This window comes from Brasilonema bromeliae SPC951, assembly GCF_012912135.1.
GTDB lineage: Bacteria > Cyanobacteriota > Cyanobacteriia > Cyanobacteriales > Nostocaceae > Brasilonema > Brasilonema bromeliae.
Genome location: NZ_QMEB01000253.1, coordinates 1 through 9,511, shown reverse-complemented (window position 1 = coordinate 9,511; position 9,511 = coordinate 1). Strand labels below are relative to the sequence as shown.

At 42.8% G+C, this 9,511-nt stretch carries 11 protein-coding genes; 2 read left to right on the top strand and 9 right to left on the bottom strand.

Features of this window, described 5'->3' with window-relative positions; genetic code table 11:
* Positions 1-493 precede the first annotated feature (493 nt).
* The gene (locus tag DP116_RS24230; RefSeq protein WP_169157587.1) at positions 494-1,057 is read left to right on the top strand and encodes a hypothetical protein; all 564 of its coding nucleotides are present in this window, start codon (positions 494-496) and stop codon (positions 1,055-1,057) included.
* 133 nt (positions 1,058-1,190) lie between these two features.
* Here DP116_RS24230 and DP116_RS29670 read toward each other — a convergent pair whose 3' ends face one another.
* From DP116_RS29670 to DP116_RS30505, 9 genes are all read right to left on the bottom strand, one after another.
* A complete protein-coding gene (locus tag DP116_RS29670) occupies positions 1,191-2,072 on the bottom strand; it encodes an RsmE family RNA methyltransferase (RefSeq protein ID WP_246275774.1) in 882 nt (293 codons plus the stop codon).
* A gap of 109 nt (positions 2,073-2,181) precedes the next feature.
* On the bottom strand, positions 2,182-3,393 hold the full coding sequence (locus DP116_RS24215) for a type II secretion system F family protein (RefSeq protein WP_169157586.1): 1,212 nt from the start codon (positions 3,391-3,393) through the stop codon (positions 2,182-2,184).
* Between the two features lie 201 nt (positions 3,394-3,594).
* A complete protein-coding gene (locus DP116_RS24210; protein WP_169157585.1) occupies positions 3,595-4,716 on the bottom strand; it encodes a type IV pilus twitching motility protein PilT in 1,122 nt (373 codons plus the stop codon).
* Positions 4,717-4,865: 149 nt separating this feature from the next.
* Positions 4,866-6,878, bottom strand: a complete 2,013-nt coding sequence (locus DP116_RS24205; RefSeq protein WP_169157584.1) for a GspE/PulE family protein — start codon at positions 6,876-6,878, stop codon at positions 4,866-4,868.
* Between the two features lie 143 nt (positions 6,879-7,021).
* The gene (locus tag DP116_RS24200) at positions 7,022-7,120 is read right to left on the bottom strand and encodes a HepT-like ribonuclease domain-containing protein (protein WP_169157588.1); all 99 of its coding nucleotides are present in this window, start codon (positions 7,118-7,120) and stop codon (positions 7,022-7,024) included.
* 22 nt (positions 7,121-7,142) lie between these two features.
* Entirely contained in the window at positions 7,143-7,541 is a 399-nt protein-coding gene (locus tag DP116_RS29665) for a hypothetical protein (RefSeq protein WP_246275773.1), read from the bottom strand.
* Between the two features lie 197 nt (positions 7,542-7,738).
* Entirely contained in the window at positions 7,739-7,969 is a 231-nt protein-coding gene (locus DP116_RS29660; RefSeq protein WP_246275772.1) for a hypothetical protein, read from the bottom strand.
* Between the two features lie 129 nt (positions 7,970-8,098).
* Positions 8,099-8,401 carry a P-II family nitrogen regulator gene (locus tag DP116_RS24190; protein WP_169157583.1) on the bottom strand — a complete coding sequence of 101 codons (303 nt, stop codon included), beginning with the start codon at positions 8,399-8,401 and terminating at the stop codon, positions 8,099-8,101.
* 218 nt (positions 8,402-8,619) lie between these two features.
* Entirely contained in the window at positions 8,620-8,709 is a 90-nt protein-coding gene (locus tag DP116_RS30505; protein WP_211173482.1) for a HepT-like ribonuclease domain-containing protein, read from the bottom strand.
* Positions 8,710-8,948: 239 nt separating this feature from the next.
* Between DP116_RS30505 and DP116_RS24180 the strand changes: the two genes are divergently transcribed.
* Positions 8,949-9,511 (top strand): tRNA ligase subunit PheS family protein (locus DP116_RS24180; protein WP_439330040.1); only part of this gene is annotated, 563 nt, incomplete at its 3' end.

Here is a 9,511-nt window from a genome sequence, read left to right as displayed (position 1 = left end):
ATGTCTCAACTGCCAAACTTTTGAAGACTGCAAAAAAGTCACCTTGACAGGGCTACTCTTAACTCTTAACTCTTAACAGGGAATAGGGAATAGGGAATAGGGAATAGGGAATAGGGAACGCTTAACTCTTAACAGGGAATAGGGAATAGGGAATAGGGAATAGGGTCTTTCAAGAGTCGATACGCATATCTGAAAGTACAAGTTAACTTTTGTTAAGCAGGCTGTCGAAATATTGCCTCAAGTTACAGTAAAATTTAATAATAAAATCTGACTGTTTACAGGTGGCAAGTGCCTGAAAGTAAAGAGTGAAAAGCACTAGCCCTGTTCAGTCATAGCCACTTTGTTAAGAAATAAACCGTTAGAAGGCTGTCACCGTAACTGGTTGTACAGGCTAATGGGTAGGTCAAGAATATCTTGATAAAAATTAAAAATATTCCGTGATTTTCTAAGGATTACGGTCACATTCCAGGTATAAGAGGCAGGAGAAATTGTAATGATCGGTTTTATCAAAAATTTAATCACTGGGGTTCTGAATTTCTTTACTGGGCTTTTGGGCGGAAACAAGAACGGCTACTACCTAGAGCTCGATGAAGCCGCTGAAGCAACAAAAGAAGCAGCGAAGCAAGCAGCATCCAAAGCTCAAGAAGCGGTTGAACCAGTAGTCTCGAAAGCTCAAGAAGCGGTTGGATCAGTAGTCTCGAAAGCTCAAGAAGCGGTTGAACCAGTCACATCCAAAGCTCAAGAAGCCATTAAACCAGTCGCAGCAAAAGCTAAGAAAACGGCTAAGTCAGTTGCAACACAAGCAGCCACAAACAATGGAACAAAAGATGCTGTTAAGCCACAACCTAATGTTCAGTTAGTACAGACTGCAGTTGGTGTTAAGCCTGAGCCTGTTCAATCAGAAAAAGCCAAAGCAATAATTCAAAAGGAGCCAACTGAAACCACTTTTGCACCAAAATATCTCGCTGTACCTAATACTAGCAATGGTCGTCGGCGTCCAGGTGCGAACATGAGTTCTTTCTTAGACATGGCAAATCAAGTGAAAACTTCTAAGTAGGTTTTGGATATTCTTTAGGGTGGGCGTTGCTCACCCTACTATTAATTGATGATATTTATAAAAAAGTAACTATTTTTACAAAATTTTCTTCATTATTATATCTAAAGCTGTCCCTACAAAAGGTATACTGTTTTCAGCTTGCTGAATCGAATGTCACTGATTCTAACTGTGCTGCCACAACAGATAAGGCAACAATTGGGGCTGTGACTGCCCGCAAGATGCGACGCCCGAGGGAAACAGGTTGAAATCCAGCGTCAATAGCGTGCTTCAATTCTTTATCTGTCCATCCTCCCTCTGGCCCAGTGATAATGATAATCTCAGATGTTGTAAAAACTTGATTGATTGCCTCTTTTAAATGAGGATAACTGCCACGAGCCTCACAAATGTAACGGTGAGACAGCGAGCAGTTCGGAGGAGGGTTTCCCTCATGTAGAAACTGCGGTGCGAATGACGGCTTTCCCTCACTTGGCGACTGCGTAAGCGCAAGCGCACGCCCAGAGGGCGAACGCGTAGCGTCTGTGCAGGAGATACCCGAAGGGTCATTTGCTGTCCCTGTGGCAAGACTAGTTATAAAAGAAACGGGTTCTAATATTGTAGGTACAAAAGAACGCTCTGATTGCTCAGCAGCTTCTTGTGCAATACGCAACCAGCGTTGGAATTTTTGAGGACTAGGATCAAGTAAAGTGCGATCGCTCACAACCGGAACAAGAACAGCGACTCCCAACTCAGTACAACACCGCACCACATCATCAAATCCATTTCCTTTAGGCAAGGCTACCATCAACGTTATGGATACGGGTAACTCCGTTTCCACCGTTAGCGACTCTAAAATTTGTGCTTTTTCTCCTTCCAACTGCGCCAGCCACCATTGACCCTTGCCATTTATTGCGATAAAGCGATCGCCCTCGCGCAAGCGCAAAACACGTTCCAGATAATGTTGTTGCTCTTTCGTCAGCAATATTTGCTCTTGTTGAAGTTGGGATGGTGCTATTGCGATTCGTTGCAGTTGTGACATGATATCAACAGTTATCAGTGAACAGTAAACAGTGAACAGTGAACAATTATCAAGGTTTCAGACGACAACAAGTACTGATAACTGATAACTGATAACTGATAACTGATAATTAGCCAAGCTTATCAAACACCTTAAACATAGGCAGGTACATAGATAGCAAAATTGTACCAACCATCCCCCCCAAGACAACAATCATAATCGGTTCCAAAATGCTGGTTAGTGCTTTGACTGTCTGTTCCACTTCATCTTCGTAGAAATCAGCAATCTTCATCAACATAGCATCTAATTCACCAGTTTCTTCTCCGATGCTAATCATCTGAATTGCCATTGGTGGAAAAACTTTCTCTTTTTGCAAAGCAATGCTAATCATACCTCCTTGTTGAATTTCTGCACGCGCAGTATCAATAGCCTTAGCAACCACCTGATTTCCTGACGTATCCCGCACAATTTCCAAGGAAGTCAGAATCGGAACTCCTGAACGAGTTAAAGAACCAAAGGTACGGCTAAAACGTGCAATCGATGATTTTTGGATTAACTCACCAAACAACGGCATCTTCAGCAAAAGACGGTCTATGGTTTCACGTCCAGCCTGAGTTTTGTAGTACAGTCGATAGGCGATACCTACTGTGATAACGCCGATAATCACCAAAAGCCAACGACTTCTTAACACTTCACTTACCTGTAGCATAAACTGCGTCAGAGCAGGTAATTGAATACCCAATTCTTTATAAATATTGGCAAAAATTGGGATGATAAAAATCGTCATCGCGAGAAAGATGGCGATCGCCAAAAATCCCACAACAACAGGATAAGCCAATGCTGATTTAATTTGGTTTTGTAAGCGAGCAATATCCTCCAACAACTTGGCTAAACGATTTAGCACTTCGTCCAAAACACCACCAACTTCCCCAGCCTCAACCATACTGACATATAAACCATCAAAGCAATCAGGATATTTCCGCATTGCCTCAGAAAGATTCATACCACTTTGCACATCAGTGTTAATACTCAAAATTGCTTGTTTAAGTTTAGGATTGCTACACTGCTGGGCTAACACACTCAAACTTCTTACAATTGCAACTCCTGCATTTACCAAAGCAGCAAATTGACGAGAAAATACGGCTTTATCTTTCACCGAAACATACGTAAATTTGGTTTTAAATTCTTTGAAGTCAAAGCCTTGAGATTCTTTTTTGATTTCTTGTACAATATAACCCTGTTGCCTAAGATAAATACGAGCTTGAGCCAAGGAATTAGCCACAATTTTTTCTCTTTTCGATTTTCCTCGCGAGTCCCTAACACGAGCAATGAATATTGGCATATTAAGCAATTCAAAATTCAAAATTCAAAATTCAAAATTCAAAAATAACAAACTCACAGCCCCCAACCAGGACTGCTTGTTGATTGAAAGTGCCCCTTCTACCCTGTTCCCTGTTCCCTGTTCCCTGTTCCCTGTTCTCTGTTCCCTGTTCCCTGTTCCCTGTTCCCTATTCCCTATTCCCTATTCCCTATTCCCTGTGTTTTAATATGCTTTAACTGCTACTCCTGTTCTTGTTCCTAGTGCTAGTGTTGTACTACCGATAAGACGCTTAATCTCATCCGGCTTAGAAGTTTTAGACATTGCATCTTCCAAAGAGATAACTCCTGCCTTATATAAATCTGCTAATACCTTTTCTAAAGTCTGCATACCCATTTTTCCACCAAGCTGAATAGCAGAGTAGATTTGAGATGTTTTACCTTCACGAATTAGGTTAGAAATAGCAGGAGTCACAACCATAATTTCTTGAGCCATCACTTGACCAAATTCGCCTGATTTTGGATTTTTTCGAGGAACCAAAGTTTGGCTAAATACTGCCACAAGTGAGTTAGACAACTGCACTCGCACTTGAGTTTGTTTTTCTGATGGGAAAACGTCAATAATTCTATCTACAGTTTGTGCTGCTGAACTCGTGTGCAAAGTTCCAAAGACCAAGTGTCCTGTTTCCGCAGCGGAAATCGCTAAGGAAATAGTTTCCAAATCGCGCATTTCACCCACCAAAATGATATCTGGGTCTTCCCGCAATGCTGCTCTTAAAGCATTGGCAAAGCTTTTCGTATCCTCGCCAAGTTGCCTTTGATGAATCACACTTTGAATCGGTTCATAGACAAATTCAATCGGGTCTTCTACCGTCAAAATATGCTCTGAACGAGTGCGATTAATTAAATCAATAACAGCAGCTAGAGTTGTTGTTTTACCAGAACCTGTGGGACCTGTTACCAAAATTAATCCCCTTGGTTTTTCTGACATTTCCCGTACAACATCTGGTAAACCTAATTTTTCAAAACTTGGAATTTTGGAACTTAACGCCCGCAAACACGCCGCATAAGCACCACGTTCTTTATAAACATTTACCCGAAAACGAGCCAATCCCTTCATACCATAAGAACAATCTAACTCCCAGTTTTCCTCTAAGATTCGACGCTGGGAATTATTAAGCATACTAAAAATCAACCATTGACACTCATCTGCCGACAATGGCTGATCACCAATAGGTGTCAGTTTACCACTGAGGCGAAAGTAGGGAGGCAAACCTGCAGATAAATGCATATCCGAACCACCCATTTTAATCAACTTCTCCATCAAATCTTCAATCATCATTTCCATTTTTCTAACTTCCTTTATTCCAAACTAATGACTAGTGACGATTCCCTTCGGTACTCTAAAATTACCTCTGACAGCGAAGCGTATTTTCTCTGCGTTCTCTGCGCCTCTGCGGTTTTAAAATCAGTAATCTTTTGGCGGGAAAAGAGTAACTACTCTTGAAACCTTGGTGTCATACAGTATGGACAATCTAACCATTCAGCTTCCAGCCCAGCATGACAAGTCCGACAAGTCAGACTCCTCTTACGTTTAGCTTTCAACTCTGCTTCCAAACCCGTATCAGTAAACGTGACTCGTTCAACCTCTTCCAAAGTGGTGTAACCTTGACACACTAAATCCAAACTGTAAGCCAGTAAAGTTTTCATCCCTTCTTCCACCGCCACTTCTTTGATGCGTTCCGTTGGTGCGTCTTCGGTAATCAGCCCTTGCAAACGTTCTGTGATTCGCATAACTTCATAAACACCACAACGTCCCTTGTAGCCAACACCATGACATTCTGGGCAAAGCTGATTATTTGCTTTAGCTTGGTGAATTTGCTCTAAAGTTAAGGTATTTGCCTTATAAAAGGTAACACCCGCTTGTTGGCTTGCTGATAAACCGTAGCGAGCAAGTTCTGTTGTGGTGGGAGTGTAGGGAATGCAACAACTGGGACAGACACGCCGTACTAAGCGCTGTGCTAATACACCAATCAGAGAACCAGAAATCATGAAAGACTCAATGCCCATTTCTGCCAAACGGGCGATCGCCCCCGGTGCATCATTCGTATGCAAAGTTGTCAAAACCAAGTGACCAGTTAATGCTGCCTCAATTGCCGTTTTCGCCGTTTCCTTGTCTCGCGTCTCACCCACCAGAAGCACATCGGGATCTTGTCGCAAAAAAGCCCGTAAAGTTGTCGCAAAATCCAGACCTTTTTCCCGAATCACCTGCACTTGAGTAATTCCAGGTAAACTGTACTCAATTGGGTCTTCCACCGTACAAATATTAATACCTGAACAGTTCAGTTCCGAAAGTGCCGAGTACAACGTTGTTGTTTTACCAGAACCAGTGGGTCCGGTCACCAAAATCAAACCAAAGGGACGACTGACCATATCCTTGACAATTTGCAAAGTTTCTGCATCAGTAATCAGCTGATCCAATCCCAATTGGGTTGCAGAGTTATCCAAAATTCGTAGTACGACCTTTTCCCCATAGCGACTGGGCAAGGTACTGACGCGGAAGTCCAGCTTGCGTCCCTCAAACACTCGTCTCATGCGTCCGTCTTGAGGTAAACGTCGTTCAGCAATATCTAGGTTGGCAATAATTTTGAAACGAGTTGTGACAGCAGGAATGATTTTTTTGGGCAGAGGATCGAAAACCTGACGCAACACACCATCCTTACGAAAACGAATGAGTAAGTTTTCTTCCTGCGGTTCTACGTGAATATCAGAAACCATCTCATGTAGTGCTTTCGCAAGGATTCTGTTAACTAAATTGATAATCGGGGCATCCTCAGCACCCTTCATTGCTGCACCTAAGTCAGTTTCTTTATCTTCAGGTACATCATCTAAATTGAGATTGTCTAGATTTTCTAAGTCTTGATTAATGTCTGTAAACTTTTCCTGTTCCAGGTGCTTTTGTCGAACAGTCACCTCATCCAAATATTGGTTAATAAGTTGCTGGTAATCCTCTTGAGTAATGACTATCCGCTGCAAAGTCCATCCCTGCGGACGCAAGATGCGGTTCAAATCATCCCAAGCCTCTAAATTATCCGGATCTACCATCGCCACCATAACTGAGGGCGGGTTTTCCTCGGCATTCTTTGCTAGTGGTACCAAGTGATGGCGACGACAGATATCTACTGGAATGAGGGTATCAATCAGTTGACCAATTGTTCTTGTGCCAATCTGACTCACTTCTGGATCAACAGATTCAACGCCGTATAATATTTTGAGTTCAAACAGCTGCTGCTTTTTGTGTAACCTATATAGCTCTGGTGACAACTGTCGTCCGGAAATAGATTCCAGCACTTCTGTCAGGGATCTGCCAGACTTGCGACTTTCAATCAGTGCTTGTCTCATTTGTTCGCTATTGACAAAGCCAGATTGCACTAGTTTGTTGCCAAAGGGCGAGAACTGAGATCTTGTAGTAACAGCAGTACTACGCCTTTGTGGTAACGAGTGAGCCATATATGAGCAATTAGTCACGGAAACTCTAATTAGAGTATTCCCAAGCTGTGAGATAGAATTGACATCTACACTGATAAAAATTGAGACAATAATTCTTAAGTAGTTTAGAGTGACGCATCACCTGTTAAATCTTCTAAAACTTGTTAAATCATAATTTTTAATTGTGGAACATCGTCCTGAACAGCCTTGCAAAGAATTTCCACATCTGTATTGAAATAATCATGAATCAACTTATCCCGCATTCCTGCAATACTGGAGTTTAGACTAAGTAATGCAAAACGACTCAGCAATGCTGAGTTGATGAGATACAAGTCTCAACGATGAACAATTTTGGATCTTAAGCGGATTGTGGCTGTCGTTTACGGGAAGTATTCGTACCTTTTTTGATGATTGGGTAGCGAATCCTACGTAGTCGTGTTTGTCCGGGAGTCCAACCGGGTGACTTTCCGCGAGGTTTGGGCGATCGTGCAGGAGTACTAATAAAATTCCTCCCATAGCTTGGGCAACTCTTCCAGGAGTCAATTTGTCAATTGACTTCTGCCAGGGTAAAGGATTATCAGCAACCCTTCGGGTTCGCCAGTCGCCTACGGCGGGAAAACGCCTCATGCGCGCTGGTCTCACAATATCACGAGCTAACCATAACTCCCAAGTAATCATTGGCATCAAGTCACTCCATCGTATGCCCTATGGCTAACGCCACGGCTGCGCCTAACGGGCACGCTACGCTAACACACTGTTTGGGAGTACTGAGCTTTGGCAGTGTCCAATGCAGGCGTTGCTTTAAAAAACGATACCAGTGGTCAATCGTAAAGCGACGTAAATACAATCGCCAAACTTCATCTGTTTGATGTATAATTGCATCAATTTCTGTCGCTGTGGTCTGCTATCTTGTAACGCTGAGTCCCAAGGGGACACGCTTCGCGAACATAAATGCTAGGCCACTTGCGTCGGAAAACTGGAGACAGAGATAAATCCGCCAAGCTGTAGGCGTTACGGGTCAGCAGTATGGCATCAGTCAATTCAAATGTGGCATCATGGGCTTTGCCTAAATGCCTGTAAGCCGCACGGGCGTAATTCTTGGAGTTTGGCAAGTTTCATATTGGCAGCTGAGTAATGGTAGTTCTTTTCTCAGCTTCTGCCAAAAGGGGACTGTATTCAATCAGACCCCCTTTTTTTTGACATTGCCCATTTAGTCTAAACTCAAGTTAAAGTATTAATCACTACAATATTTCTACGTAAGAGCGAAAGGCGATCACTGCCTGCTTACCCTGATAGTCTTTGATAGATTGAAGAATATCATTAGATACTTCTAGTGACAAAATTGTTTTAATTTCGATGTTGGTGTTGTAGCCCACCATGTCTCCCATGCGTCTCCCGTGGCTACCCTCACCCTGCACTTGAGTAATGGTGTAGTCGTTTACATTGTAGCTTTTCAATAGCTTGAGAATAGCGTCTTTCAGCACTGTTTCACCAATGATGGTCAGGAGAACGGCAGGTTTGACTAAATCAGCTTCGTGGGACATGGGTAACTCCATAGAACAGGTTTTATGTTGCGTTTGTTAATTGATGACTTCTTTAATCTTCACATGATTGGGTTTTTTTTGCGCAAACATTGATTTCCTGACATATCCGTGTCCACAAGGTGTCAACAGGTTGCTTAGTCCGGTTGAACTGTTATAGGAGTGAGTAACGACTTTTAGTCTAAACTCCAGTGCAATATCTCTCCAGGGAATATAAAGCACTACCCCCACTGATAGCTATCTGTATTGAAATAATCATGAATCAACTTATCCCGCATTCCTGCAATATCTCTCCAGGGAATATAAAGCACTACCCCCACTGATAGCTAGCAGCATAACAGCTTATGTAAATCTGATTCTGGCTTGCTTACAGAGCGGCTAAACAGGTAAAAAGAACTTTGGGTTATAATATTGTCTTTGACAAATCAATTGTCTTGTGACGATTCAAGTTCTTCATACGGCAGAATAACGGTGTCAACGATATGTTATATCTCCAGTAGTCCAAAGCCTTGGATCTATGACTAATGAATAGTGTAATGACTAAAAACTAATGACTAACAGTTTAGAGGCTCAACTTTTAGAACTGCGAGAGGAAGGAGAAAAAGCGATCGCCGCTGCTGATACGCTAGAACGTCTGGAGGAACTTAGAGTCAGCTACCTCGGAAAAAAAGGTCAACTTGGGGCGCTGTTGCGGAGTATGGGACAACTGAGTGCGGAGGAACGACCAAAATTTGGGGCGATCGCCAACACAGTCAAAGAAGCCCTGCAAAACAGCCTAGATCAGCAACGTGCAACCTTGGAAGGGGCGAAAATTCAGGCACAGCTAGATGCTGAAACTTTAGATGTGACAATGCCGGGAATTTACCGTCCTCAAGGTCGTGTTCATCCCCTCAATGGCATCATCGACAAAGCTTTGGATATCTTTGTTGGGTTGGGCTACACCGTAGCTACTGGACCAGAGATGGAAACAGATTACTACAATTTTGAAGCTCTGAACACCCCACCCGACCACCCCGCCCGTGATATGCAGGATACTTTTTACCTGCCAGACGGAAATCTCCTGCGGACTCATACCTCGTCAGTACACATTCGTTATATGGAACCTGAAGAACC